General features: G+C 72.3%; 31 protein-coding genes. 11 read left to right on the top strand and 20 right to left on the bottom strand.

Annotation, left to right across the window (positions count from 1 at the left end; translation table 11 throughout):
• Nucleotides 1-61: 61 nt before the first annotated feature.
• Nucleotides 62-1,567 carry a phosphatase PAP2 family protein gene (locus AB0L37_RS10440; protein ID WP_365502481.1) on the top strand — a complete coding sequence of 502 codons (1,506 nt, stop codon included), beginning with the start codon at nucleotides 62-64 and terminating at the stop codon, nucleotides 1,565-1,567.
• A 143-nt stretch (nucleotides 1,568-1,710) separates the two neighbouring features.
• Nucleotides 1,711-2,535, top strand: a complete 825-nt coding sequence (locus tag AB0L37_RS10445) for a class I SAM-dependent methyltransferase (RefSeq protein ID WP_365502483.1) — start codon at nucleotides 1,711-1,713, stop codon at nucleotides 2,533-2,535.
• Between the two features lie 26 nt (nucleotides 2,536-2,561).
• On the opposite strand, the gene AB0L37_RS10450 is transcribed toward AB0L37_RS10445, so the two are convergent.
• The 14 genes from AB0L37_RS10450 to AB0L37_RS10515 all read right to left on the bottom strand — a co-directional run bounded on the left by AB0L37_RS10450 (nucleotide 2,562) and on the right by AB0L37_RS10515 (nucleotide 12,608).
• The gene (locus AB0L37_RS10450; RefSeq protein ID WP_365502485.1) at nucleotides 2,562-2,858 is read right to left on the bottom strand and encodes a gas vesicle protein K; all 297 of its coding nucleotides are present in this window, start codon (nucleotides 2,856-2,858) and stop codon (nucleotides 2,562-2,564) included.
• Nucleotides 2,855-3,043, bottom strand: a complete 189-nt coding sequence (locus tag AB0L37_RS10455; RefSeq protein ID WP_365502487.1) for a gas vesicle protein — start codon at nucleotides 3,041-3,043, stop codon at nucleotides 2,855-2,857. Before AB0L37_RS10455 ends, AB0L37_RS10450 begins: the two co-directional genes overlap by 4 nt.
• The gene (locus AB0L37_RS10460) at nucleotides 3,040-3,834 is read right to left on the bottom strand and encodes a GvpL/GvpF family gas vesicle protein (protein ID WP_365502489.1); all 795 of its coding nucleotides are present in this window, start codon (nucleotides 3,832-3,834) and stop codon (nucleotides 3,040-3,042) included. Before AB0L37_RS10460 ends, AB0L37_RS10455 begins: the two co-directional genes overlap by 4 nt.
• A complete protein-coding gene (locus AB0L37_RS10465; protein ID WP_365502491.1) occupies nucleotides 3,831-4,187 on the bottom strand; it encodes a gas vesicle protein in 357 nt (118 codons plus the stop codon). The genes AB0L37_RS10460 and AB0L37_RS10465 overlap by 4 nt, the downstream gene beginning before the upstream one ends.
• Nucleotides 4,184-5,308 (bottom strand): SRPBCC family protein, encoded by a 1,125-nt coding sequence (locus AB0L37_RS10470; protein ID WP_365502493.1) that lies wholly within the window; start codon nucleotides 5,306-5,308, stop codon nucleotides 4,184-4,186. Before AB0L37_RS10470 ends, AB0L37_RS10465 begins: the two co-directional genes overlap by 4 nt.
• Nucleotides 5,295-5,993 (bottom strand): DNA primase, encoded by a 699-nt coding sequence (locus AB0L37_RS10475; RefSeq protein WP_365502495.1) that lies wholly within the window; start codon nucleotides 5,991-5,993, stop codon nucleotides 5,295-5,297. The genes AB0L37_RS10470 and AB0L37_RS10475 overlap by 14 nt, the downstream gene beginning before the upstream one ends.
• The gene (locus AB0L37_RS10480; RefSeq protein WP_365502497.1) at nucleotides 5,990-6,214 is read right to left on the bottom strand and encodes a gas vesicle protein GvpG; all 225 of its coding nucleotides are present in this window, start codon (nucleotides 6,212-6,214) and stop codon (nucleotides 5,990-5,992) included. The genes AB0L37_RS10475 and AB0L37_RS10480 overlap by 4 nt, the downstream gene beginning before the upstream one ends.
• 4 nt (nucleotides 6,215-6,218) lie before the next feature.
• Nucleotides 6,219-6,977 (bottom strand): GvpL/GvpF family gas vesicle protein, encoded by a 759-nt coding sequence (locus AB0L37_RS10485; RefSeq protein ID WP_365502499.1) that lies wholly within the window; start codon nucleotides 6,975-6,977, stop codon nucleotides 6,219-6,221.
• On the bottom strand, nucleotides 6,974-7,399 hold the full coding sequence (locus AB0L37_RS10490) for a gas vesicle structural protein GvpA (protein ID WP_365502501.1): 426 nt from the start codon (nucleotides 7,397-7,399) through the stop codon (nucleotides 6,974-6,976). The genes AB0L37_RS10485 and AB0L37_RS10490 overlap by 4 nt, the downstream gene beginning before the upstream one ends.
• A gap of 67 nt (nucleotides 7,400-7,466) precedes the next feature.
• Nucleotides 7,467-7,823 carry a gas vesicle protein gene (locus AB0L37_RS10495; protein ID WP_365502503.1) on the bottom strand — a complete coding sequence of 119 codons (357 nt, stop codon included), beginning with the start codon at nucleotides 7,821-7,823 and terminating at the stop codon, nucleotides 7,467-7,469.
• Nucleotides 7,824-7,869: 46 nt separating this feature from the next.
• Nucleotides 7,870-8,796, bottom strand: a complete 927-nt coding sequence (gene ligD, locus AB0L37_RS10500; RefSeq protein ID WP_365502505.1) for a non-homologous end-joining DNA ligase — start codon at nucleotides 8,794-8,796, stop codon at nucleotides 7,870-7,872.
• Nucleotides 8,797-8,968: 172 nt separating this feature from the next.
• The gene (locus AB0L37_RS10505) at nucleotides 8,969-10,828 is read right to left on the bottom strand and encodes a transketolase (protein ID WP_365502507.1); all 1,860 of its coding nucleotides are present in this window, start codon (nucleotides 10,826-10,828) and stop codon (nucleotides 8,969-8,971) included.
• Nucleotides 10,825-12,168: an NAD(P)/FAD-dependent oxidoreductase gene (locus AB0L37_RS10510; protein WP_365502509.1), complete on the bottom strand. Its 1,344-nt coding sequence runs from the start codon at nucleotides 12,166-12,168 to the stop codon at nucleotides 10,825-10,827. Before AB0L37_RS10510 ends, AB0L37_RS10505 begins: the two co-directional genes overlap by 4 nt.
• Before the next feature lie 98 nt (nucleotides 12,169-12,266).
• A complete protein-coding gene (locus AB0L37_RS10515; RefSeq protein ID WP_365502511.1) occupies nucleotides 12,267-12,608 on the bottom strand; it encodes a phage holin family protein in 342 nt (113 codons plus the stop codon).
• An 89-nt stretch (nucleotides 12,609-12,697) separates the two neighbouring features.
• Here AB0L37_RS10515 and AB0L37_RS10520 point away from each other — a divergent pair, with 89 nt between their 5' ends.
• The gene (locus AB0L37_RS10520) at nucleotides 12,698-13,060 is read left to right on the top strand and encodes a VOC family protein (protein WP_365502513.1); all 363 of its coding nucleotides are present in this window, start codon (nucleotides 12,698-12,700) and stop codon (nucleotides 13,058-13,060) included.
• Between the two features lie 9 nt (nucleotides 13,061-13,069).
• Here the strand turns inward: AB0L37_RS10520 and AB0L37_RS10525 are convergent, their stop codons facing one another.
• Complete coding sequence (locus tag AB0L37_RS10525) at nucleotides 13,070-13,507, bottom strand: DUF5709 domain-containing protein (RefSeq protein WP_365502515.1); 438 nt, start codon at nucleotides 13,505-13,507, stop codon at nucleotides 13,070-13,072.
• A gap of 114 nt (nucleotides 13,508-13,621) precedes the next feature.
• On the opposite strand from AB0L37_RS10525, the gene AB0L37_RS10530 reads away from it, so the two are divergent.
• From AB0L37_RS10530 to AB0L37_RS10555, 6 genes are all read left to right on the top strand, one after another.
• Nucleotides 13,622-14,323, top strand: a complete 702-nt coding sequence (locus AB0L37_RS10530) for a GntR family transcriptional regulator (protein ID WP_365502517.1) — start codon at nucleotides 13,622-13,624, stop codon at nucleotides 14,321-14,323.
• Nucleotides 14,324-14,503: 180 nt separating this feature from the next.
• Nucleotides 14,504-15,805: an amidohydrolase gene (locus tag AB0L37_RS10535; protein ID WP_365502519.1), complete on the top strand. Its 1,302-nt coding sequence runs from the start codon at nucleotides 14,504-14,506 to the stop codon at nucleotides 15,803-15,805.
• A 215-nt stretch (nucleotides 15,806-16,020) separates the two neighbouring features.
• A complete protein-coding gene (locus AB0L37_RS10540) occupies nucleotides 16,021-16,980 on the top strand; it encodes a hypothetical protein (RefSeq protein ID WP_365502521.1) in 960 nt (319 codons plus the stop codon).
• 20 nt (nucleotides 16,981-17,000) lie between these two features.
• On the top strand, nucleotides 17,001-18,293 hold the full coding sequence (locus AB0L37_RS10545) for an ATP-binding protein (protein ID WP_365502523.1): 1,293 nt from the start codon (nucleotides 17,001-17,003) through the stop codon (nucleotides 18,291-18,293).
• Nucleotides 18,290-19,111, top strand: a complete 822-nt coding sequence (locus AB0L37_RS10550; protein ID WP_365502525.1) for a serine/threonine-protein kinase — start codon at nucleotides 18,290-18,292, stop codon at nucleotides 19,109-19,111. Before AB0L37_RS10545 ends, AB0L37_RS10550 begins: the two co-directional genes overlap by 4 nt.
• Entirely contained in the window at nucleotides 19,086-19,781 is a 696-nt protein-coding gene (locus tag AB0L37_RS10555; RefSeq protein ID WP_365502527.1) for a hypothetical protein, read from the top strand. Before AB0L37_RS10550 ends, AB0L37_RS10555 begins: the two co-directional genes overlap by 26 nt.
• Nucleotides 19,782-19,797: 16 nt before the next feature.
• Here AB0L37_RS10555 and AB0L37_RS10560 read toward each other — a convergent pair whose 3' ends face one another.
• A complete protein-coding gene (locus tag AB0L37_RS10560) occupies nucleotides 19,798-21,762 on the bottom strand; it encodes a DUF5107 domain-containing protein (RefSeq protein ID WP_365502529.1) in 1,965 nt (654 codons plus the stop codon).
• A gap of 92 nt (nucleotides 21,763-21,854) precedes the next feature.
• Nucleotides 21,855-22,754 carry an arginase family protein gene (locus AB0L37_RS10565; RefSeq protein WP_365502531.1) on the bottom strand — a complete coding sequence of 300 codons (900 nt, stop codon included), beginning with the start codon at nucleotides 22,752-22,754 and terminating at the stop codon, nucleotides 21,855-21,857.
• Nucleotides 22,755-22,852: 98 nt separating this feature from the next.
• On the opposite strand from AB0L37_RS10565, the gene AB0L37_RS10570 reads away from it, so the two are divergent.
• Nucleotides 22,853-23,194 carry a DUF6204 family protein gene (locus tag AB0L37_RS10570; RefSeq protein ID WP_365502533.1) on the top strand — a complete coding sequence of 114 codons (342 nt, stop codon included), beginning with the start codon at nucleotides 22,853-22,855 and terminating at the stop codon, nucleotides 23,192-23,194.
• On the opposite strand, the gene AB0L37_RS10575 is transcribed toward AB0L37_RS10570, so the two are convergent.
• Genes AB0L37_RS10575 through AB0L37_RS10585 form a run of 3 tightly spaced genes read right to left on the bottom strand, consistent with a single transcriptional unit; the run spans nucleotide 23,172 to nucleotide 24,345 of the window.
• Nucleotides 23,172-23,762, bottom strand: a complete 591-nt coding sequence (locus AB0L37_RS10575; RefSeq protein ID WP_365502536.1) for a GNAT family protein — start codon at nucleotides 23,760-23,762, stop codon at nucleotides 23,172-23,174. The genes AB0L37_RS10570 and AB0L37_RS10575 overlap by 23 nt on opposite strands.
• Nucleotides 23,763-23,782: 20 nt before the next feature.
• The gene (locus AB0L37_RS10580) at nucleotides 23,783-24,106 is read right to left on the bottom strand and encodes a hypothetical protein (protein WP_365502538.1); all 324 of its coding nucleotides are present in this window, start codon (nucleotides 24,104-24,106) and stop codon (nucleotides 23,783-23,785) included.
• Nucleotides 24,103-24,345, bottom strand: a complete 243-nt coding sequence (locus tag AB0L37_RS10585) for a LapA family protein (protein ID WP_365502540.1) — start codon at nucleotides 24,343-24,345, stop codon at nucleotides 24,103-24,105. The genes AB0L37_RS10580 and AB0L37_RS10585 overlap by 4 nt, the downstream gene beginning before the upstream one ends.
• A 132-nt stretch (nucleotides 24,346-24,477) precedes the next feature.
• Between AB0L37_RS10585 and AB0L37_RS10590 the strand changes: the two genes are divergently transcribed.
• Nucleotides 24,478-24,852 carry a VOC family protein gene (locus tag AB0L37_RS10590; protein ID WP_365502542.1) on the top strand — a complete coding sequence of 125 codons (375 nt, stop codon included), beginning with the start codon at nucleotides 24,478-24,480 and terminating at the stop codon, nucleotides 24,850-24,852.
• Nucleotides 24,853-24,855: the final 3 nt, after the last annotated feature.

Below are 24,855 nucleotides of genomic sequence, written 5' to 3' on the forward strand. Positions count from 1 at the left end.
GGCAAACGGATTCGCCGTCAGGGACCGGGTGCGGGCGTCGGCACGGGGTACGCGTTGTTCCATGTCTGACGACCTCGACCCCACCACGCCCCCGCTGGACGTGACCGCGCCGGGGCCTTCCCTGCGCGGCCGCCTCGCCGCCGCCGATCTGCGCGTCTTCGAATTCGCCGCCGGATCGCACTGGCCGGGCGCCGAGCGGATCCTGCCGAAGCTGAGCCGCGCCGCCAACCACGGAGTGCTGTGGTTCGCGGTGGGCGGGGCGCTCGCCCTCTCCGGTTCGCCGAAGGCGCGCCGCGCCGCCGTGCGCGGCATCGCCTCGCTCGCGGTCGCCTCGGCGACCATCAACACGCTCGGCAAGCGGTCGGTGCGGCGCAAGCGGCCCGTGCTCGACCCGGTCCCGCTGGTGCGCCGCCTGAAGCGTCAGCCGTTCACGACGTCGTTCCCCTCGGGGCACTCGGCCTCGGCCGCGGCGTTCGCGACCGGTGTCGCCCTGGAGTCGCGGGGCCTCGGCGCTGCCGTGGCGCCGCTGGCGTTCTCGGTGGCCGCGTCGCGCGTCTACACCGGCGCCCACTTCCCCGGTGACGTGCTCGCGGGCGCGGCGCTCGGAGTGGGTGCGGCGTTCGCCGTACGCGGTCTGGTGCCGACCCGCGACCAGATGCCGTCGCCGGGGCGCCCGCTGGTGGAGGACGTCCCCGCGCTGCCGGGCGGTGAGGGCCTGGTGATGGTGGTCAACACCCGGGCGGGGACGCCCGACAAGGTGCGGGCCCTGCGGGACGCGCTGCCGCGCGCCGAGTTCGTGGAGTGCGCGGGCGGTGACCTGGTGGCGGAGCTGGAGAAGGCGGCACCGCGCGCCCGTGCGCTCGGCATCTCCGGCGGCGACGGCTCGGTGAACACCGCCGCGCAGGTCGCCATCGCGCACGGGCTCCCGCTGGCCGTGCTGCCCGGCGGCACCCTCAACCACTTCGCGTACGACGTCGGCATCGAGGACGCCGGCGATCTGGTGCGGGCTCTCGAGGGCGGCGACGCGGTCGCCGTGGACGTGGGCCGCTTCACCTCGGAGCGGACCTCCGGGATCTTCCTCAACACCTTCAGCCTGGGCGCCTACCCGGAGCTGGTGCACGAACGCGAACGCTGGTCGTCGCGGATCGGCGGACGGCTCGCGGATGTGGTGGCGGCACTCCAGGTGCTGCGTCGCGAGCACCCCCTCGAGGTCGAACTCCACGGCAGGAAGCGGCCGTTGTGGCTGCTGTTCGCGGGGAACTGCACGTACCGGCGGATGGGCCTGACGGCCGGCCGGCGCGCGGATCTGGCCGACGGCGTGCTCGACGTGCGCACGGTCGACGGCGGCCGGCTGCCCGGCGTCCGGCTGCTCGCGGCGGCGCTCTCGGGTCCGCTGTCCCACTCCCCGTTCCACTCCGCGACCCGGATGACGCGGCTGCGGGTGGGCGGCATCAAGCCCGGCACCCCGCTCGCGTACGACGGTGAAGTCGGCGAGTGCGGGAGGGAGTTGACGGTCGACAAGCAGCACGAGGCACTGCGCGTGTACCGGCCGCTGACCATACTGTGACGCCCCGTCAGCAACCTTTCCGCACACACGGGCTGTCCATATTTCAAGACGGGGGTCTCACTATTCGAGTGGGGACCGTACGGTGAGGGCATCACCCGGGGCACCGGCCCCGGGTGACCGTCACACCGTGAAGGGATCCCGTCATGTCGCAGGAGACCGCCGTGTACACCCACGGCCACCACGAGTCCGTGCTGCGTTCGCACACCTGGCGCACCGCCGCCAACTCGGCGGCCTACCTGCTCGGTTCACTGAAGCCGCACATGAAGATCCTGGACATCGGCTGCGGCCCCGGCACCATCACGGCCGACCTGGCGGCCCTGGTCCCGGACGGCCACGTCGTCGGCGCCGACCACGCCGCGGGCATCCTGGACCAGGCGCGCGCCACGGCGGCCGAACGGGGCCTGACGAACGTGGAGTTCACGACGGCGGACGTGCACGCCCTGGACTGGCCAGACGACACCTTCTGCGTGGTCCACGCCCACCAGGTGCTGCAGCACGTCGGCGACCCGGTGCAGGCGCTGCGCGAGATGCGCCGCGTGACGAAGCCCGGCGGGATCATCGCCGTACGGGACTCCGACTACGCGGCGATGACCTGGTACCCGCAGTCGCCGGGCATGACGGACTGGCAGGACCTCTACCAGCGGGTGGCCCGCGCCAACGGCGGGGAGCCGAACGCGGGCCGCCGTCTCAAGTCGTGGGCCCTGGAAGCCGGTTTCGCCCCGGCGGACATCACGGCCTCCGCGGGGACGTGGTGCTACTCGACGCCGGACGAGATCGCGTGGTGGAGCGGCCTGTGGGCGGACCGCACGCTGGCCTCCGCCTACGCCGACCGCGCGACGGAGGGCGGGCACGCCACCCCCGAGCAGCTGAAGGCCGTGTCCGACGCATGGCGGGAGTGGGGCACGCAGGACGACGCGTGGTTCACGGTGCTGCACGGCGAGCTGCTGTGCCGTAAGCAAGAGGCGTAGGTAAGTGACTCCGGCCGTACGGGAGTTCAGCTGCGCGGCAGCAGCGGGCCGAGCGGTCCGAGGTCGATGTTCAGATCCTCGGGCCGCAGGTCGTAGCGGTCACGCAGCTCCTGCATGCGGTCCTCCAGGAGCATCAGCGTGAGGCCGATCCGCTCCTCCTGATCCTCGGTCAGGTCTCCGGTGTCGAAGCGGCGCACCGCCTGGCGCTCCATGAGCTGGCGCAGGAGTTCCACGACCGTCAGCACGAGCTTCATCAGGTCGCGCTCGACGGTGTCGGGTTCGAGCTCGATGCGCTGCCGCTTCCGCTGGGGTTCGCGCGTCATGTCAACTCCGGCCACGGGGAGGGGACTTGCTCATTGACCGAGCTGATCAGAGCGTTGAGGTCGATACGGACCAGGTCCACGTCGGCGATCCGCAGGGTGATGTCGCCGGCCAGGACCACACCGCCCGCGAGCAGCCGGTCGAGGAGGTCGACCAGGGCGATCTCGCGCCGTTCGACGACGGTCATGCGCGCTCGCTCCCCTCGTCGTCGGCCGCTCCGCTGAACGAGTAGCCGGCCCAGGGTCCGGTGAGTTCGACGCGCAGGCCCGGCTCGCGGTCCTTGGTGGCGTCGACCCGCTCCATGAACTCCTCCGACGTCGAACGCTCCACCAGATAGGCGGCGTTGAGGACGTTGCGGCCGCTCGTGCGGGACAGTTCGGGGTTCTGCGGCGGATGGATGCGGGTGGCGGCGGCGTGCCGCGCCAGGTCGTCGTGGAGCTCCTGAGCGAAGCGTTCGGCGCGCTGCCAGGTGTCGTCGCGTGCGGTGCGCTCGGCCCGGCGGCGGCGCAGGTAGTCACGGCCCGAGGACGCGGCGGGCGCCGGCGGCTCCTGTGCGGGCGGCGCCTGCGCGGCCTCCTCGACGTACACCTTCACCCCCCACTCGACGCGCCCTTCGAGGCGGTCGAGGCCGGCCCGGAAGCGGTCCTCCTCCTGTTCCAGCATGGCGCGTACGCCGCTGTCGTCACGGAAGACCGTGGCCAGGCGCAGGGGCAGCGGGCTGGTGACGGTGGTCAGGGCGCCGACCACGTGCTGGTGGGCGCGGGCCGTCTCCGTCAGCCAGTCGAGGTCCTCCAGGTGGGCGCGGAGCGGGACTTCGGCGAAGTCCCGCTCCGGCACGCTGCCCACGATCGCGACGAGGCCGCGGTGTTCCAGCTGTGCGGGCGGGGCGCCCGCGACCCCCGTCAGTTCGGCCTGCAAGGGGGCGGCGAGCGGCCGGCACACGGCGTACACGTAGCGCAGGTCGTCCGTCGTCGTCATGCGGTGTCCCTCTCCTCCCGGCTGCCGACGGCTTCCCGGCCGCTGCCGGACTCCTCCAGCTCGGCCAGGCGTTGCTTCAACTCGGCGTTCTCGCGCGCGAGTTCCTTGCGGCGGGCGCCCGACGACAGGGCCGGGTCGTCCTCCCACCAGTCGATGCCCATCTCCTTCGCCTTGTCGATGGACGCGACGATCAGGCGGAGCTTGATGGTGAGCAGTTCGATGTCGAGCAGGTTGATGCGGATGTCGCCCGCGATGACGATGCCCTTGTCGAGGACGCGTTCCAGGATGTCGGCGAGGTTGGCCCCGCCTCCGTCACCGCGGAAGGGCTCGGGGTAGCGGCTCGCGGTGGTCATCCGCGGGCCCCCGCGCCGGCCCGGCGCCGCCGGGGCTCGGGCTCCGGCTCCTCCTCGGGCTCGTCATAGGGCTCGTCGGCCTCGTCCGCCTCGTCGACCTCGTCCTCGTACCGCTCGTCCTCGGCCTCGTCCTCGTCGTAGGGCTCGCCGGCCTCGTCCTCGGCCGTGCCCTCGTCCTCGTCCTCGTACGCCTCGGGCTCCTCGCCGCCCTCGTACGCGTCGTCCGACGGCTTCCCGGCGTCCTGCTCGCGGGCCTCCAGCTCGCGCTGCTCCTCTTCCACGGCGTCCTCGTGGCTGCGGACGACCTCGCCGTCCTGGATCTCGCCGCGCCATCCGTCGCTCGCCTCGCCGCGCATCGTCACGAACCGCGCGAAGTGCTTGAGGTCGAGACGGGCGCGGCGGCCCTGGGCGCGCCAGATGTTGCCGGTCTTCTCGAACAGGCCCTTCGGGTAGTACTCGATGAGCAGCAGCACCCGGGTGAGCCGGTCGCCCATCGGGTGGAAGGAGACGACGCCCTTCGAGGTGCCCTTGGCGCCCTCCGACGTCCACTGGATCCGCTCGTCGGGCACCTGCTCGGTGGTGTGCGCCTTCCAACTCCGGTTGGACCAGAAGACCTTGAGCTGCCAGTCGGACGTGGTGTCGTCGGCGCGGTTCGCGTTCTTGACGCCCTTCGCGAACGTGCTGAACTCCTGGTACTGCGTCCACTGGTCGTACGCGGTCCGCAGGTCGACGCCGACGTCCACGAACTCCATGATGACGGTGGGCTTCTTGCCCGCGCCGCCCTTGCGCTTGCCCTTGCCCTTGCCGCCGAGGCCCTTGAACGCCTCGACGACGTTGTCCTTGAGCCGCCCCGCGCCCACCTCGACGGCGCTGCGCAACGGGCCCTTGCCCTCGGCGAGTTTGCGGCCGCCGTCGAGCGCGAGCTTCGCGAAACCGGGGCTGTTGCCCGCCGCGATGTCGTTCAGCTTGACCGTCGACTCGCCGAGCTTGCGGCCGGCGCCGATCAGGATCCGCTGCGCCTGTGCGGCGAGGTACTCCTGCAGCTCGGCCTTGAGGTGGTCGGTGGCCTGGCTCTTCGCGAGGCCGGTGAGCGCGTTCTTCGGGGTGTCAGCCACGGCCACGGCCTCCCTTCGTGGATGTGCGGGACGCACTGCCCGCGGTCTTCTTGGCGGTACGCGCGGTCTTCTTGGCCGCGCCGCGGGTTCCACCGGTGCCCTGCTTCGCGGCACTCTGCTGTGTGGTGTTCTTCTTGGCGGCGGCCGTCTTGCGGGCGGGGGCCCGGCGCCGGGGGCGCTCGTCCTCCTCACGCTCGTCCGCGTCGCTCTCGTGGTCGGCGCCGGCCTCGTCGTCACCCTCGTCCTCGGCCTCGTACGCGTCGTCCGGCTCGTCCTCGTCCTCGCGCGACTCGTCCTCGGAGCGGCGGCGTCCGGGCACGACCTTGCCGGTCACCCGCTCCCCCGCGTCGCGCACGTCGTCCACGTCCGGGGCGACGCCCGCGATCTGGTCGCGCACGCCCTGCGTACGGCTGTGCAGGCGGCCCGCGATGCCTTCGATCTGGCGCTCCACCAGGGCGCCCGACGCGGCCTTGCCGACACCGCGCAGATCCTCGCGGAGCTGGTCCCCGATCTCCTTGAACTGGGGGTTGTTCTCCAACTGGTGGCTCACCAGGTCGGCGAGCGCGCGCGGGCTCAGCTTCAGCCGCTTGCCCGCGACCATCGTGCCGACGGCGAACGCCAGCTTCATCTTCTTCGTACGCCCGAGGACGTAACCAGCCCCTACCGCGAGGCCGAGCGCTGCTCGGTTCACTTTCCCTCCAGCCGGTCGAGGAGTTGGTCCTCGATACGGTCGAACGTCTCCTGGTCGATCTCGCCCGCCGTCAACTGCTCTTCCAGGCGGGCGAGTTCGGCCCTGACTGCCGCAGGGTCGTAGTACTGCCGCTCGGCCTCCGTGAGCACCTGCTCCATCGCCCACAAGGACCCGCGCACCGGCGCCAGCGGCAGCAACAACACCTCCTTGATCAGCCCCATCGGGTCACTGCTCCGCGCCCACGTCCGCAGGCTCCGAGGGGCCCGGCTCCACGAAGCTGTACGGCGGGAGCGGGCCGTTGACGGTGAGCTCGATGTGCGAGTGACTCCGGCGGACCTCCTCGATCGCGGCGAGGAAGCGCTCGGACGTCTTCTGGTCGACGAGGAACGAGAGGTTGGCCAGCCAGCCCGTGCTCTCCGGACCCGTGGACATCGCCTCGGCCGCCGGTTCGAGCAGGTGCTGGAGTTCGACGGCGTCCTCGGCCTCCCGGGCCTGCACCGCCCCCACGACCAGCTCGCCGAGGCGCAGCCGCTCCTCGTAACTGCCGCCGCCCGCCTGCCGGTTGGCCTCGGTCATGGTGCGGACCTCGGGGTTCTCCGCCATCACGCGGTGCAGGACGGCTTCCTCGTCGTGCCGCGCCTTCACGTTGTACTCGACCTTGCCGTCGAGGGCGCCGAGCCGCTCCAGGTAGTGCTCCGCCCGTTCGGCGAGCACATCCGCGACCGCCTTGTCGTCGGGCGCGAGGCTGCCGAACCGCATGGGCAGCACGGAGCCGCCGCCACCCGCCTCGGACAGCACGCTCTGGTGGGCGAGCAGGTCGCGCCGCTTGGGCCGCAGGTCGTCGGGGGCCTCGCTGACGATCGCCGCGAGCGGCCCCTCCTTGACGATGCGGACCTCGCGCGCCGGGTCGCCGATGCCGCCCATTCCGGCGGGCAGCGAGGGGTGTTCGGCGGCGGCTATGCCGTAGATGTAGGTACTGGTCACTCCTGCTCCTCCTTACGGCGGCTCGGGGCGCGGCGGGTGCGCTTCGGCTCGGCCTGGCCCTGGCCCTCGTCGCGGGCCTGGTTGAACGCGTCGGAGATGGTCTGCGCGGCGCCGGACAGCGCACCCTTGGACTTGCCGCGCGCGCCCGACTCGGTCATCTCGCCGACGAGGTCGGGCAGGCCGGGACTGCGATGCGGTCCTGCTTCCAGGTCGAGGCGGTTGCACGCCTCGGCGAAGCGGAGATAGGTGTCGACACTGGCGACGACGACCCTGACGTCGATCTTCAGGATCTCGATGCCGACCAGCGAGACACGGACGAACGCGTCGATGACGAGTCCGCGGTCCAGGACGAGTTCGAGTACGTCGTACAGACCGCTGGTGCCGCCACCGCCGCCTGACTGCTGTGCAGGAACAACGGTCATGGAGACCGGTCCTCCTTGTCTGTGTTGTGCGCGGTTCTGCGCGCGGTACGAGGCGAGGGCCGGCGGCCTAGCGGCCGCCAGGACTGCGCGACTCGGCACGGCCCCGCTCATAGCGGCGGGTGCGCCGGTAGCCGGTGAGCACGCCGTGCGGGTCCAGGCTGACCTGGTAGCTCGCCAGCAGGCTCATGGTGTCGGGGACGCGGGCCACTTCGAGGACCTCGATCTCCAACTCCCAGCCGTCCTCCGTCCGTTCGAAGGACGACACGGACTCGGCCGCCATGCCGGTGAGCTCCGCCAGCTGGGCGCGCGCCTCGCGCAGCACCTCCATGGGGCCCGGCACGTCGCCCGCCTCTCCTTGCGTCTTGTCTTCTTCCGTGGTGTCTTCCTGCTTCTTCTCTTCTTGTGGCTTCTTTGTGTTCGTCATGTGCAGCCTCGTCCTCCGAGTCACCTCATGAGCCCTGGCCAAACCTTCAACCGGCGTTCCTGGTACGGAGTTTGCGGCGGGCGGGGCCGAGCGCCCGCCCCTTCCCGAGCAGCCCGGTCCACGGATTGGTGCGGGCCTGTTCGACGGCGTCCGTCACGCTCCAGCTGCGGGCGTCGACGGCGGGGTCGTCGAGCTGCTCCCAGGACAGCGGCGTGGCCACGGGGGCGCCGGGCTTCGCGCGCACCGTGTAGGGCACGACGGCGGTCTGGGCGTATCCGTTGCGCAGCACGTCGAGATAGAGGCGGTCGCCGCGGTCCTTCTTGCGCGCGGCCGTGGTGAGCGCCTCGGGGTGCTCGTCCGCGAGCGTGTCGGCGACCTGCCGGGCGAAGTCGCGGGTCTCGTCGAAGTCGTGGTGTCCGTTGATCGGTACGACGACGTGGACGCCCCGCGATCCCGTGGTCATCGGGGCCGCGGGCAGCCCGAGCTCGTCGAGCAGCGCGTGCAGCAGCCGGGCCGCCTCGCGCACTGGGGCGAAGTCGTCCTTGGCGGGGTCGAGGTCGAAGACCAGGCGGTCGGGGCGTTCGATGCGGCCGACCCGGGACTGCCAGCGGTGCAGGGTGAGCGCGGCCTGGTCGACGAGGAACATCAGCGTGGCGGTGTCCTCGCACACGGTGTGCGTGACCGTGCCGCCCTCCTTGGCGACCTCGACCCGGTGGATCCAGCCGGGGTAGTGGTCCGGGGTGTCCTTCTGCATGAACCGGGGTCCGTCGAGGCCGTCGGGGTGGCGTTCCAGCATCAGGGGGCGGCCGCGCAGGTGGGGCAGCATGAACGGGGCGACGGCCCGGTAGTAGTCGGCGAGGTCGCTCTTGGTGACGCCCTCGTCCCCGTCGTCGCGCCCGGGGAGCAACACCTTGTCGGGCCGGTGCAGCTCGACGCTGCGCTTTCCGGCGCGGATGGTGCGTGCCTCGCTCATGGTGCCCCACCTTCCTTCGTGCGTGATGGACAGCGCCCCAGAGGCGCGGGGCTGTGTCGATGTGCGGCTCCGCCGCGCGGGCGCGCCCAGCCGGGACGGCGCCGCACCCGGCAACGATGCCGAGGTCCCGGGGCACTGCCCGGGGCCCCGCTGCTCAATCGCCGCAGGGGCTCTAATGGGGCGTCACCGCGTGCTCGACCAGGAGTGAGACCCCGGCCACGATCGACGCCGCGTCGATGCCCGCCGCCCGCAACTGCTCCTCCGGCGTCGCAGACCCCGGCATCGTGCGGACGGCCAGGCGGACCAGGCGCGGCCCCGGCTCGCCGTCGTCGAACGCTTCGGCCACCGCGTCGCCGAGGCCGCCCTCGGGCCGGTGGTCCTCCACGGTCACCAGGCACCCGGTGTCCCGCGCGGCGTCCCGCAGCGTGCGGCGGTCGACCGGCTTGACCGAGTACAGGTCGATGACCCGCACCGGGATGCCGGCCGCGCCCAGTTCGTCGGCGGCGCGCAGCGCTTCGTGGACGGTGGCGCCCGCGGCGACCAGCGTGAGCTTGTCGTCGCCGGACGAGCGCAGGACCTTGCTGCCGCCGACGGGGAACTCCTCGTGCGGCGGATAGATGACGGGCGACTTGCCGCGGGACGTCCGCAGGTACCGGATGCCGTTCAACTCGGCCATGGAGGCGACGAGTTGGGCCGTCTGGTTCGCGTCGCACGGGTACAGGACGGTCGAGTCGTGCACCGCGCGGAACATCGCGAGGTCCTCCAGGCCCATCTGGGAGGGCCCGTCCTCGCCGATGGCGACACCGGCGTGCGAGCCGACGAGATTGATCCCGGCGCCGCTGATCGCCGCCATCCGCACGAAGTCGTGCGCGCGGGTCAGGAACGCCGCGAACGTGGACGCGTACGGAACCCATCCCCGTATGCCCAACCCGACGCTCGCGGCGACGAGTTGCTGCTCGGCGATGTAGCACTCGAAGTACCGCTCGGGATGTTCCTTGGCGAAGAACTCGGCGCGCGTGGAGTCGCCGACCTCGCCGTCGAGGGCGACGACGTCGCCGCGGGCGGTGCCGAGCGCGGCGAGCGCCTGGCCGAACGCGTCGCGGGTGGCCAGCTCGTCGCCGATCTCGTAGCGCGGCAGGTCGAGATGGCCGCTGCGTACGGCGTGCAGGATGCGGGCGGCCGGCGGCTCCTGGACGGCGACGCGCGCACCGCGGTCGCCGCCGAGCTCCGCGATCGCCTCGTCGGCCTCGGGCAGCGGCTTGCCGTGCAGGCCCTCGCGGTCCTCCACGGAGGCGACGCCCTTGCCCTTGAGGGTGCGGGCGAGGATCACGGTGGGCTGCCCGGCGGTGGAGCGGGCCTCGGCGTAGGCGCGGTCGAGGTCGGCGATGTCGTGCCCGTCGGCCTCCACGGTGTGCCAGCCGAACGCCTGGAAGCGGCGCGCGTACGCGTCGAGGTCGTGGCCGTGCCGGGTCGGACCGCGCTGCCCGAGCCGGTTGACGTCGACGATCGCGGTGAGGTTGTCGAGGTGCTCGTGCCCGGCGTGTTCGGCGGCCTCCCACACGGATCCCTCGGCGAGTTCGCTGTCGCCGCACAGGACGTAGACCCGGTAGGCGACGCGGTCGAGCCGCTTGCCGGCGAGGGCGACGCCGACGCCGACGGGCAGCCCCTGGCCGAGCGATCCGGTGGCGGTCTCGACCCAGGGCAGGCGCTGCGGCGTCGGGTGCCCTTCGAGCCGGCTGCCGAGCTTGCGGAAGGTCGTCAGCTCGGTGTCGTCGATGGCTCCGGCCGCCTTGTACGCGGCGTAGAGCAGGGGTGACGCATGGCCCTTCGACAGGATGAAGCGGTCGTTGGCGGGGTGGGCGGGCCGTTCGAAGTCGTAGCGGAAGTGGCGGGCGAGGAGCACGGCCATCAGGTCCGCGGCGGACATCGACGAGGTGGGGTGGCCCGAACCCGCGGCGTCGGCGGCGCGCACCGCGTCGACCCTCAACTGCTGGGCGAGTTCGTGGAGTTCGGTGTCGGTGTACGTGGTCACGGGGTACCTCCGTGGTGCTTGTCGGGGGCGCTGTCGGGCACCCGTGCGAGTTCGGGGGCGGCGGTGTCCAGCGGGACGGACCAGGAGCGGACCAGGCCCAACTGCACGGCCTGGCGCGGCAGTACGGCGTCCAGGAGCCAGTCGGCGGCGACCCGGATCCGGTTGCCGGGCATCGCGGCGAGGTGGTAGCCGCGGGTGACGGCGCCGGCCGGCGGGCCCGACAGGTGGATGCCGAGCGGGTTCGCGGCGGCCTCGACCCCGCCGAGGTCGACGGTGAAGCCGAGGTCCTTGTGCCGGTAGCTGCGGCGTTCGCCGTAGCCGAGGGACGCGGCGACGTTCAACCCGGCCACGCGCCCCTGCCGCCAGGCGTGCTGGGCCGTCATCGGCGTGTACTGACCGGGTTTCTCCAGGTCGGGGACGGCGGCGGCGTCCCCGCACGCGAAGACGTCCGGGTGGCCGGGCACGTTCAGGTACGGGTCGACGAGCAGCCGCCCGCGCTCCAGCGGCCGGCCGAGGCCGGAGACGAGCGGGTCGGGGCGGACGCCGACGCACCACACGAGGGTGCGGGTGTCGACGAACTCCCCGTCGTCGAGCAGGACGCCGTCGGCGGTGGCCTCCTTGACGGAGGTCTTCGTCCGCACCTCCACGCCGCGTTTGCGGAGCACGCCGTCGGATGTACGGGAGAGCCGTTCGTCGAGCTCGGGCAGGACGCGCGGCGCGATGTCGAGCAGCATCCAGCGGGGCCTGATCCCCTGCCGCAGCGGCTGCTTCCTGACGAGCGCGTCGGTCAACAGCTGTCCCTGCGCGGCGACTTCGGTCCCGGTGTAGCCGGCGCCCACGACGACGAAGGTGCTGCGGGCCCGGCACTCCTCGGGGGTCCTCGCCGTCGCGGCGAGTTCGATCTGCCGGGTCACGTGGTCCCGCAGGTACAGCGCCTCGGGCATGCCGCGGAAGCCGTGCGCGTGCTCGGCGACCCCCGGCACCGGAAGGAGCTTGTTCACGCTGCCGACGGCGAGCACGAGCCGGTCGTACTCCAGGGTGCCGTGCCCGCCCTCCGGGTCGCGGTAGGAGACCGTACGGGCGTCGAGGTCGACGCCCTCGGCCTCGCCGAGCACGAGCCGGGCGTGCGGCAGCGTCCCGGACAGCGAGACGGTGACCCGGCGCGGCTCCAGGGTGCCCGCGGCGACCTGGGGCAGCAGCGGCAGGTACAGGAAGTAGTCGGTCGGGTTGAGCAGAGTGACGTCGGCGCTGCGCCGGGCCACCCGGGTCAGCATGCGGGCGGCCCGGTATCCGGCGAACCCCGCTCCGACGATCAGGACGCGCTGTCGGGTACGGCTCACGGTTCTCCTCCCGGGACACGGAATCGGAACCCTCCGCGTCCCCGAGGGGCGCGCCACCAAACGTGAGCAGTCCTACACCGCCGGGCCGGGGCTGCGGCTCAGCGCGGCGGGTCCGACGGCATCGGCGGGATCTCGGGACCCTCGGGCCTGCCGGGGCGGGCGGCGGTGCGCAGGGCGTACGCCGCGACACCGAGGACGGCCGCCACGATCAGGGCCGCGCCCCAGTCGGGCAGGCCGAGCGCGAGCACCAGGCCCAGGGCGAGGGCGACCGCCGCGCCCGCGTAGAGTGCGGCCGCGCCGGCACCGGCGTACATCATCATCCGCCGCCGCTGGCCGGCCTCGGCCAGTTCGGCCCGCACGGCGTCGCGGACGGCCTGCGAGACGCGGCCGGTCAACTCGTCGGACACGGGATTCTCGACGTGCTGTGCGATGCGTTCCATGCGCGCCGGGTACCCGCGGCCCCCGTACCGTAACGGCGGCTTCCGCGAAACGATCACACCCCGCGGACGGGCCAACTAGGCTTCCCCGTATGGACATCCTGGGAACCACGCTGCGCATCTGCGTCCCGGACCTGGCGGCGCTGGAGTCGACGGTCTCGTTCTACGAGAACCTCACGGGCAGCCGGGCACAGCGCTTCGAGCGCGGTGGCGTCTCGGTGGCGGCGGTGGGCTGCTTCCTCCTGATGAGCGGCCCGGAGCGCGAGCTCGAGGTGCTGCGCAAGGTGTCGGCCACGATCGCGGTGGCCGACGTCGACGAGGCGCACGCGGCCCTGACGGCGTCCGGCGCGAAGGTCGTCGCGGGCCCCGTGCCGACCCCGGCGGGGCGCAACCTCATCGCGCTGCACCCCGACGGCTCGATCTTCGAGTACGTGGACCGCCAGGTGTCGCCCTAGGGCCTGTCGTCAGTCGGCGTCGCCGAGGTCCAGCTCGTCCACGGGTTCCTGGTCGAAGACCAGCGCGTCGGCGTCCTCGTCGTCGAGGACGAACACGTCGAGCTCGTCCTCGTCGGTGATCCGCACCGCGTCCTCCTCGGCGCTCAGCCCGTCGACACCGCCCTCCTGCGCGAACACGTCCTGGTTGCGCGCGCCATCGCTGTCGGGTGCGTCGTAGAGCAGTCCCGCGCGTGGTTCCTCGGCGCGCTCGGGGACGTCGGGCCGCTCGTCGGCGAGCCGGTCGTCGAGCGACCGGTGCCCGATCGCCTCGTCCACCGTCGTGGCCCGCTCATCGGCGACGGTCGGCTCGTCACCGGGCACCGGCATCCGCTCGGGACCGCTCGCCTCCTGCAGATCGGGGATCCCCTCGTCCTCCGGGTTCGCCCCCGGGTCGTGCGGCCTGGTCACGGCGATCGCCTCCCTCCGTAAGGCTTCGCGGCCGGGTGCCCCCTGAGGCGGCGGGAAACACACGAGGCCCACGTATCCTCTGCTGCCTGGCACAACGGGCGAAGGACGGTGCACGTGGCGGGCAAGGCGACGGAGTCGGGGCAGGGGCGTACGTCCCTGAGCGCGCAGGCGCGCGACGAGGTGCGGCAGCGCATCGTCGACCGCCGCTACGCGATGGGCGCTCGGCTCGTGGAGCGCGAGGTCGCCGAGGAACTGCGCATGTCCCGGGTGCCGGTGCGCGAGGCGCTGCGCGCGCTCGTCTCCGAAGGCCTCCTGGAACTGCTGCCGCACAGCGGTGTCCGCGTACGGCGCCTGGAGCGGGCCGACGTGGCGCACCTGTACGAGGTGTGGGAGCCGCTGGCCGTGCAGGCGTCGCGGCTCGCGGCCCGCGCCGTCGCGGCGGCCGCCCCCGACGCGCTGCCGGGCCTCGCCGCGCTGCGCGGCACCCTCGACCGGGCGGAGCGGGCCGCCGCGGCGGACGAGGGGTCGCGCGAGGTCGCGGCCCACACGGCGTTCCACGAGGAGATCGTGGCGCTCACCGGCAATCCGCTGCTCGCCCGCACGATGGAGCAGCTCAGCGGGCAGTTGCAGCTGCTGTTCGGGATGCGGGAGGAGCCCGCGCACATGCGGGCGCAGCACGCGGACATGTTCCGGCACATCGCGGCGGGCGACGCGGAGGCAGCGGCGGCGAGCACGCTGCTGCACGTCAGGGACAGTCGCGCGGTGGCGTTGAAGTCACTGTTCGGGGACGCGGGCCCCGCTGCGGTCGACGCCTGACCCACCGACCTCACTTTGTATACCTAGGCCAAAAATCCTCCCACCCCGCACGCGGAATCTCTTGAACATATCCGGCAAAGAACTCACCGTTGAGCGTCACGCACCGACGGACCTTGCCGCCGCTCTCCCCTTGGTATACAAAAAAGCGGTCAGGCCGCTCCCCCACCCCAAGGAGAACCGATGACTCCCCCTCCCCTGTCCCGGCGCGGCGTCCTCGCGGGCGCCGCCTCGCTCGGCGCGGCGCTCACCCCGACGGCCGCGTCGGCGGCGCCGGCGTCCGCCGCCGGGAGCGGGCGCGCCCCCAAGAAGGCCGTGGTCTTCCGTGACGTACGCCCCTTCGGCGCCAAGGAGGCCGTCGACCTGACGGTCGTCGACGGACGGATCAGCGACGGGCCCGCCCCGCGCGGCGCGAAGGTGGTCGACGGCGGCGGCCGGCTCGCCCTGCCGTCGCTCGTCGACGCGCACATCCACCCGGACAAGACGAGCTGGGGCGGCGACTGGGTCACGCGCAAGCCGGCCAGTGGCATCGCCGAATACTGCGCGCAGGACGTGGAGTTGTTCCGGTCGCAGAAGCGCCCGGTCGGCGAGCGGGCGTACGGCCTGATGGCGCACGCGGTGACGCGCGGCACGCGGGCGATGCGGGCGCACGCCGACGTGGCGCCCGCGTACGGCCTGGCCGGACTCGAAGGCGTGGCCGAGGCGCGCGAGCGGCTCGCGGACGCGCTCGACGTGCAGATCGTCGGGTTCCCGCAGCACGGCGTGATCCGTACGCCGGGGACCGCGAAGCTCCTGGAGGACGCGGCGCGTTCCGGGCTCGTCGACATGATCGGCGGCATCGACCCGATCAGCTTCGACCACGCCCTGGACGAGCAGCTCGACCTGGTCTTCGACCTGGCGGACCGCTACGGGGTCGGCGTCGACATCCACCTCCACGACCGCGACGAGAAGGGCACGACGGTGCTGCGCGGCATCATCGAGCGCACCCGCGCCCTGTCGCTGCGCGGCAAGGTGACGGTCAGTCACGTCTTCTGCCTGCCGTTCCTGCCGGACGGTGAACTCGACACGACGGCCGGGGACCTGGCGGATCTGGACATCGCCCTGACGACGGTCGCGCCGAACGAGTCGCTCGTCCTGCCGATCACGAAGCTCCAGGAGCACGGCGTCCGTGTCGGCCTCGGCTCGGACGGCGTGCGCGACTCGTGGAGCCCGTTCGGCAACGCGGACATGCTGCACCGCGCGCACATCCTCGGCTGGGTCACCGACGTCCGGCTCGACGACGAACTGACCTCCTGCTACACGGTGGGCGCGCACGGCGGCGCCGACGTGATGGGCCTGGACCGCGCCGAGTTCAAGCCGGGCGACCCCGCGGACTTCGTCCTGGTCCGCGGCGAGTGCGTCCCGCAGGTCGTGGTCGACATGCCGCAGCGCGACATGGTCGTCCACGGCGGCCAGGTCGTGGCCCGTAACGGGGAGTTGGTCTAGCGCGGCACCGCCGGGCGGGGCGGGGGCCCGCCCGGCGGTCGTCACTCCCGGCCCGAACTGGCGTGCACACACAGCCAGTTGGGGTTCTGCACACAAGCCTCCGCGCGACACACCTGCTGCTATCGTCGGCAAGGACGGTGTCGGACACATCGGAGTGCGGGGGAACAGCACAACAGGCCGTTTCACGTGGCACGCCGGGCGTGGAAGGGATCTGTATGACGCATCGTGACCGTTCCGGCGAACCCACGGGACTCCCCGCCACCCACGAGGAGTTCGTGAGCGGCACCTTGGCCGAGAAGGTCGAGAACATCAGCGACTTCCGTTTCGTGACGGAGTATCAGCGCAGCGGGCCGCTCAGCGCCGCGATGGCCGAGGCCCTGATGTCCGTGGGCTACCGCGTGCTCAACGACTTCCTCGAGCTGGAAGGCATCCACTACCTCGACGTGCTCGAGGCCCGCACCCAGCTCGACGGCGACAATCCGAACTCGATCTCCCATGTGGAGTTCACCTTCGGCCACGATCTCCACCACTGCCAGTTCATCATCGGGACGGACCGCTTCGAGATCCACCGGCGCCCCTCCTCGTTCGCGGACTTCTTCTCCTGGTACGTGCTCTTCATGAAAGAGGCGGAGCGGATCGAGGCGACCTTCCGGCGGACGATGGAGAACGTCGCGGAGCGGCCGCTGCGCCCGGCCCGCTCCCAGCACACCTTCGTCTTCTACTTCAGCGATTTCGTGCGCTACGACAGCGACAGCGGCAAGCCGAAGATCCGTAACACGGAAGTGCTCAAGGAGATCGTTCCGAACATCCCCGACTCCAACGGGCGGATGACGCCGCCCACCTCCCTCGACCTCTACCGCCTCGACCTGACCATCTCCAAGCGCGAGAAGTTCAAGGACCCGCTGCGCGGCACGGAGAAGGCGCGCAACACCTGGATCACCATCGAGGCTCCGTTCAACGAGAACGGCCGCTTCATCGTCTTCACGGCCCAACTGCGCAACACGGCCGCCGAGAACCTCTCCGAGAGCCCCGTGCAGGGCACCTTCGGGTTCGACTCCGACTCCAGCAGCGACTACCGCATCGCGCTCGTCGACTTCCTGCGCGACGGCGTCCTCGACGGGTTCGTGAAGGAGATGTTCAGGACCTGCCGGTTCCGGACCCAACGCCAGATGTGATCAGAACGGAGTCGATCCCGGTGTCGGACCCCAAAGTTGTTCCCCTCCCGCTCGGCTCCACATGGAGCGACCTGAGCACACCCCTGCACGAGCCCGAGAGCATTCGTATCAAGACCTATCTGCAGGGGATCGCCGACGACGATCTGATCACCCTCCAGTGGCCGAGCACCGTCGTCGGCAGCTTCGACGACGGCGAGGTCGTCGAGCGGATGGTCATCGTCAGCCAGGACGGCGGCCGCTGGCTGCGCCAGGCGGCCCACGGGATGCAGCCCGAGTCCCTCCTCGACCACGTCGCGTCGATCTACCTCTGCGCCGCGCGCACCGCGCAGGGGGTCGAACTGCGCTACGTCTTCATCGACCTGGACGACAGCGGGCCCTTCCTGGTGTGCCGCCGCGACGACTTCGAGACGGTGTACACCGCGCTCAACTCGCGCGGCAAGGACGCCGGCCGGGTGTGGAAGGGCAGCCGGCTGCTCGACGCCGACCTGTGGCGGCAGGTCGATCCCGAGTCCTACGTCTTCACCGCCGGGCTGCTGGAGACGGTCACGGCGAACACCTCGGGCTTCCTCCAGGGCGAGACCGCGAACCTGCTGCTCGAATGGGGGGTGCCGCCCAAGCGGGGCGTGCTCCTGCACGGGTCGCCGGGCAACGGCAAGACCATCCTCAGCCGCCTCGCCGTACGGCACGCCGTCGAGACGGGGATCAACGCCGTGTTCCTCGACGTCGCCAACCTCTGGGACTGGACCGAGATCGGCGACCATCTGCGCATGGCGGCCTCCCGGTCGCCGGTCCTGATCGTCCTCGACGACCTCGACATCTACTGCGGCCTGCGGGCGACCGACAACCAGAACAGCCAGGAGATGCGCCAGCGTTTCCTCGCCGACCTCCTCGAGTTCCTCGACGGGATGGAACCCACACAGGGGTACGTGCTTCTCGCGACCGCCAACCACATCGAGAACCTGGACTCCGCCCTGCTGCGCTCGGGCCGCCTCGGCGTCCACATCCCGGTGAACGGCCCCGACGAGGAGCAGCGCGAGAAGCTGCTGCGGCAGGCCCTCGAAGGCCCCGGCGGCATCAAGCCGCCCCGCCTCGCCACCGCGGCGGCGCGCCTGAAGGGCTGTTCCTACGCCGACATCGCCGAGTGCGCCAAGCGCTACAAGCAGGCGGTCGTCAACACGCACCAGCGGATCACCAGCGACCAGAAGCTCCTGGACGAGACCGCCGCGGAGTTCGCGAGGACGGTCCTCGCGGAGCGGGCGAAGGCGCCGACGGCCCCGGACGCCGAGGCGAACCCGGATGAGGAGAAGGCATGAGGCACATCCCCGAGCCGGGCGACTCGATCCCCATGGACAAGGCCGCCTGGACGCTCGGCGACCGCATCGGGCAGGGCGGTTTCGGCCTGGTGTTCCGGGCCCGCCGCGCCGACGGGGCCACCGGAGCCGTCAAGCTGATCGAGAAGGCGCCCGGCGCGGACCGCGAACTCCTGCTCGGCCGAACGCTGGCCGGATCGCCGTACGTCGTGCCGGTCCTGGACGCGGGCGAGACCGAGGACCACTGGGCGCTCGCGATGCCGCTGGCCGACACCTCCCTCGACGAGCGGGTCGCCCGGCAGGGCGGCAGGCCGCTGCCCCTGGCGGACGCCCTGGCCGTGCTGCGCGACATCGCCGCCGCCCTGGCCGACCTCGACGGACGGGTCGTCCACCGCGACCTCAAACCGGCGAACATCCTTCTCCTCAACGGCAGTTGGCGCCTCGCCGACTTCGGCATCTCGCGCTACGCGCAGGCGTCGACGGACCCGAACACCCGCAAGCACAGCCTCACCCCGCCCTACGCCTCGCCCGAGCAGTGGCGCGGCGAGCACGCCACCGGCGCCGCCGACATCTACGCGACGGGGGTGATCGCCTTCGAACTCCTCACCGGCAGCCGCCCGTTCCCCGGGCCGCAGCCCCCCGACTACCGTCGCCAGCACCTGAGCGATCCGCTGCCCCCGCTGCCGGACGAGGTGCCGGCGGAGCTCGCGGCCCTGGTGAAGGAGTCCTTGTTCAAGCCGGCCGGCGCCCGCCCCACCGCCGACGACCTGCGCGCGCGACTCGACCGCATCGACCGTGCGAGGTCCTCCAAAAGGGCTTGACCGGCTGCGGGTGTGGAACGACCGGGAGACCGACCGCGTCTTCCACGCACTCAGCCACGCGGCCGGGGCCGACATCGCCTCGGCCGGCCGGGCGGAGCTGTTCCACACGGCGGCGGACCTCCTGAAGTCCTTCACCGGGCGACTGCGCGCGGACCTCACCGGTGCGGCGCGCCAAGCGCAGGAGCAGGCGGATTCCCCGCTGTTCTGGTCCCTGCGGCTGCCCACCGCCGAGCTCCGCATCGGCATCGCCGAACCCGTGGAGCCCGCGCCCGGACTGCCCTTCGAGGTGATCGCGGCGGCGGAGATCCGGCTGACCCCGCACGACGGGCGCACGCGGGGGCGCGGCCACGCGCTGTGGTACTGCGACGCCCATACGGCACAGCGGTTCCGCTGGTACGAGACGGCCTTCGCGCCCTGTCATCCGGACCGGGTGCACCTGCAGCACGTGCCGTGCGCGCTGTCGCCGGAGGTGACCGAGGCGAGGGACGCGCTGGCGCCCGGTGTGACGGACGCGGAGTACGCGGTCGTCTGGCCGGTGCGGGAGCTGACGGTGCTCACGCTCGACGGCTTCGTCGACCGCTGGGCCGGCTGGCTGGCGGCCGCCGCGGCCGGGCAGCCCCTCGAACCCGGAGAGCGGCCCGACGCGTCGGGGACGTGGCGCCACGGCTGAGCGGCTTCTCCGGAGGTCAGGACCCCGGCCGCATCCGGAAGTCGTAGCGCGCGGGCAGCGGCTCGCCGGGGGCGACCCGGTCCCACATCTCCCCGATCACCTCCGCGCCCTCGCGCAGGTCCGCCACCTCGAAGCCCTCGTCGAAGACGGCACGCGCGGCTGCCGACTCCCCCTCGGCGACGAGGAGTTCGACCTCCAGGAAGCGGAAGCGGCCGCGGGCCCGGGTGGCGGGGTGCAGGCGCTGCCAGACGGAGCGTGCCGCCGCGGTCCGGCCGACGGCCAGGAGTGCCTCGATCGCCTCGCGGCCCAGCGCGGCGGTCGCCGTGAGCCAGACCTCGCCGTCGTCGCGGCGCTCCGCGCACAGGTCGTCGAAGGCCTCCGCGTAGCGGTCCGCGGCCCGCTCGCCGTGGCCGTCCGCGGCGTCCGCGACCGCCAGGCAGCGCAGCAACGGCCAGAGCGACGGGGCGAGTTCGAGGCCGCGCTCCCAGCTGCGCACGGCCTGCGCCCGGTCTCCCGCGTGCCATTGGGCGACGCCCAGGTGGTACTCGGACAGCGGACGCGCCGGGGCCGTCTCCAGCATGTCCCGCCAGGGCGCAGAGACCAGCGAGGGTCCCGGCGGGCCGACCTTGCGGGGCTCGGGGAACGCGCCGGTCTCCAGGAGGGTCCGCCAGGGCTCCTGCGCCGGACCGAGCGTCGCCTCGTCGAACGGGGTGCCCTCCAACTTCACGCCGGTACGCAGCACTTCGAGCGCGCCCCAGCCGGATCCGGCGGCGAGCCGCTCCCCCGGTTCGGTGTCGGCGTGCGGCCGCCACGCCTCGTACGCGGCGTCGACGGCGTCGCGCGGCAGCGCCGCTTCGAGCCGCCGCTCGACCTCGCCGACGGCGCCGCCCCAGTCCGTCCCGTGCACCGCGCCCGCGTCGGCGCCGAGCGGCCCGTACGCCTCCAGCCAGCTGAACTCGCCCTCGGCCTCCAGGCGTACGTGTTCCAGCTGGGTGCGCGCGAGGCCCGCCTGGATCTCGGCGTAGCCGCCGGTGCCCGGCTCGGTCAGCCACTCCTGCCAGCGCCGTCCGCCCGAGCCGGTCCCCCACACGAAGAGCTTCCGGCCGCGCAGGGTGTCCGTCGACGTCTGGACGAGGCCCTGCCCGGCGTCGTCGAGCGCGGCGATCCACCGGCGCCGCCCGTCCGGCACGTCGTAGAACCAGTCGGCGGCGTACTCGCTGTTCAGCGGGTAACTCCGGTCCGCACCACGGGAGTTCGGCACCGGTTCGCGGCTCAGGTGCTGCTCGTACCCGAAGTGCCAGGCCGAGTCGGCGGGCGCGAGGACACGCCGCTCCTCCGGTACGGCGATGTTGGACCACCAGTACACCGGCGCGGGCTTCTCGTGCGGATTGCGCACGCGGACGCCCACGTAGAGGAAGTCGGAGCCCTCGGGCAGCCACAGGTCGACCTGGAAGGGGAGGTCGCGCAGCCGCTCCCACTCCCACAGGCGCAGCATCTCGCCGCCGTCGGGGGCGGGGACGCGGGCGGCGTGCAGCGGCGCGCAGGCCAGGGTGGTGTGGCCGGTCGCGCCGATGTTCCACTCGATGCCGCCGGAGAACCAGGCGCCGTTGAGCGCGAAGGCCGCGGGCTGGAACACCGGGTTGCGGTACAGGAGTTCACGGCCGGTCGGCTTGTGGAACAGGGACCGGACGCGGCCGCCGAGCCCCGGCAGGACGGTGACCCGCAGCCGGTCGTTCTCCAGGACGATCGTGTCGAGGCCGACGGGCTGCCGGTCGCGCCCGTACCCGTCGACGAGGCGGGTGGGCAGCAGGCTGCGCAGCGGCCGGTAGCCGAGCTGGCGGGTCATGTCGAGCGGCAGGCCCGCCTTCGACCGTTCGTCGAGGGTGTGCGTCTCGGCCGGTGGCCGCAGCGGCGGCAGCGGGTTGACCGGGCCCGGCAGGACCCCCGGCAGGGTCAGCACCTCGCGGCGGATGATGGTCACGTCTGCCTCCCGTCGCCCGGGGCTCGGCCGCACCCGACGCCCCGATGACCATCGAACATGGTCATCGGCGAGCTGGCCAGGGGCTGCTCCGGTCAGGATTGCGCAAAGGCGGCCACGACCAGATCGGTGAGGAGCTTGCCCGCGGTGCCGTCGGGGTCCAGGTCGGGGTCGTAGATGGTGACGTTCATGCCGACGCAGCGCGGCGAGGCGAGCAACGGCCGCAGCAGCGCGAGGAGTTCGTCCGGCAGCAGGCCGTCGGGGTCGGGGGCGTCGACGGCGGGCATCACGCCCGGGTCGAGGACGTCGGCGTCCAGGTGCAGCCAGAACCCGTCGAGCACCGGCACTTCGAGGCTCTGCACGACACCCGGCACGAGGTCGGCGATGCCCCACTGGCGCAGTTCGCCGACGGTCACGTTCGGGATCTTCAACGCGGCGAGTTCGGCCCGCTCGTCCGCGAAGGCGTCGCGCCCGCCGAGGAGGCGGACGTCCTCGTCGCGCAGATACGGCCGCAGCCCCTCGATGTCCGTGAGGTCGTCCTGCCCGCGGCCCGTCCCGAGCGCCAGCTCCTCGCCGCCGGCCGCGCCGACCCGGTCGGAGTTGCCGGGGTGGCGGAAGTCCGCGGAGGCGTCGACGGCGGCGAGCCCGTACCGGCCGATGCGGCGCAGCGCGAGGGCCGCGCCCAGCTGGATCGAGCAGTCCCCGCCGAGCACGAGCGGGAAGTCCCCGGCCCGGACGTGCCGTTCGATCCGGTCGGCGAGCTTGACGGTGTACGCGGCGATCGCGGCGGCGTTGAAGACGCCGTCGCCCTCCTGCCAGTCGCCCCGGTCGTAGCGCGGCGGGACGACGACGCCGCCCTCGAAGGCGCCGAGGCGGCGCACGATGCCGTGCTCGCGCAGCGCTCCGGCCAGTTTGTAGACACCGGGCACGGTGCCGGGGGCGGGCGGGCGAAGACCCAGGTTGGAGGGGGCGTCGATCGCGACGATATTCCGCATGCGCACCATCCTCATCGACGTACCCTGACGCTTTCAACAGGCCGTACGCATGCAACAGGCAGTGCGCATCGGCGTACCCAGGAGGAGCGAGCACCACCATGGCCGAGAGCCACACCTACCGCGTCATCGTCCGCGGCACCTTCGACGCCCTGACCGACGCGGCGCGCGAGCGGCTGCTCGCCGAGGTCGCGGAGCACGAGGGCATCGCGGGCATGCGGTTCGGCCCCGAGGGCTCGCTCGCGTACGACCGCACGCTCAAGCACTTCTCGATGCGTTACGTCATCGAGTCCGATCCGGCCGACGGCGACGAGATGGCGGGCGCGCTCGCCGAGGAGCGGGCCGAGGCGTATCTGAACGAGCGCGGATACACGTACGGGGAACTGCGCTCCACCGTGACGGACATGGACACGATGAAGATCAACCGGAAGCCGGGACGGTAGGTGCCTTCCGGGCGCTGACCATGTCCGAGGTGAGCGCCCAGCGTTCGTGGTCGCGCCAGGCCCCGTCGATGAAGAGGAAGTCCGGCGAGAAGCCTTCGAGCCGGAAGCCGGCGCGGCGGGCCAGGGCGATCGACGCGACGTTCTTCGGCTGGACGTTGATCTCCAGGCGATGCAGGCCGAGCGGGCCGAACGCGTAGTGGATCACCAGGTCGAGGCCCTCGGACATGAGGCCGCGCCCGGCCGCGTGCGCGAAGGCGCCGTAGCCGAGCGCGCCGCAGCGGAAGCCGCCGAGCACCACGTTGTTGATGTTGATGAACCCGGCGATGGGCCCGCCGCCGGCCACGCCGTCCTGGCGCTCGCACACCAGGAACCCGTACCTCGTCGGGTCCTCGATGAGCCGGCTCGCGTAATCCGCGTAGGCGTCGGCGTGCACGGGCGGGAAGAGCCACGGCTGGTGCAGCTCGACGCTCTCGCGGGCCCGGGCGGTGAACTCGTCCGCGTCGGCGAGCGCGTAGGGCCTGAGGGCCACCCGCTCACCCGCGGCCACTGGCGCTGGATGCTCACTCATCCGGCCAGCCTACGCAGCGGCTACCCCGCCCCTGCCCTGGGGCACTTCTCAGCGTTCTTCACGACACCGATGCGCACCGTGGCGTCGCCGATCTCCCTGCCGACGGCCGGGCTCTGGGTGCAGACCTTCCAGCTCAGCGGCCACAGGACGTGCCGGTGGAAACCGCTGACGTCGTTCACCTCGACCCGGGTGCGGTAGTCGACCGTGCTGAACACGTGCATCAGGCCGCGCCCGCGGAAGTCCGGCATCACCGGGCCGTCCGCGGCGGCGGCCGCGCCCGCCGCGCCGACCGATGCCGTCAGGGCCAGGACCGTCCCGGCCGTCAGCGTCGCCGCGCGTCTCATTTGCGTCTCCTTGCCACGAAGTAGCCTCCGCAGACCGCGCCGATGACCGCCGTCAGCAGCAGGGCGATGTAGAGCGGCATGGTGACCTCGGGGATCAGCAGCCGGATCTTCACCTGGCGCGTGTTCTCGAAGATGAAGATCACGGTGAGGACCGCCAGGACCAGGACCGCGATCCTGGCCGGCGTGAACGCGGCGGAGCCGCCCCGCTTCGAGGAGCTCGCGGTGTCCTTGGGGCTCATCGGTGGACCCTTCCGTCGTTCCCCCGGAGGCCGTCACCGCCTCCCCGCCCAGCATGTGCGGGAAGCGGCCCGTCCCGCACCGGCCGGGCGCCCGTACGGGTGACAGTGCCCTGTGGTGGGTACGTGACGGAAGTGATCAGAAAACTGCAGGCAGTCGCTTTGGACTGCGCCGATCCCGAACAGCTCGCCGCCTTCTACGCCGAACTGCTCGGCGGCCGGGTGGTCGCCGACGACGACGACACCGACTGGATCGAGGTGCACGGCTTCGAGGGCGTCCCGCTGGCCTGCCAGCGGGTGGCGGACTACCGCCCGCCCGTGTGGCCGGGGCAGGACCGGCCGCAACAGCTCCATCTGGACTTCGACGTGGACGACCTCGACGGCGAGGAGAAGCGCGCACTCGCCCTCGGCGCGACGCTCCTGGAGCGGACGGACGAGCTCCGCCCGGGGGCCAACTGGCGGGTCTACGCGGACCCGGCCGGCCATCCGTTCTGCCTCTGCGAGCACTGAGGG

The organism is Streptomyces sp. NPDC052225 (genome assembly GCF_040679615.1).
GTDB lineage: Bacteria > Actinomycetota > Actinomycetes > Streptomycetales > Streptomycetaceae > Streptomyces.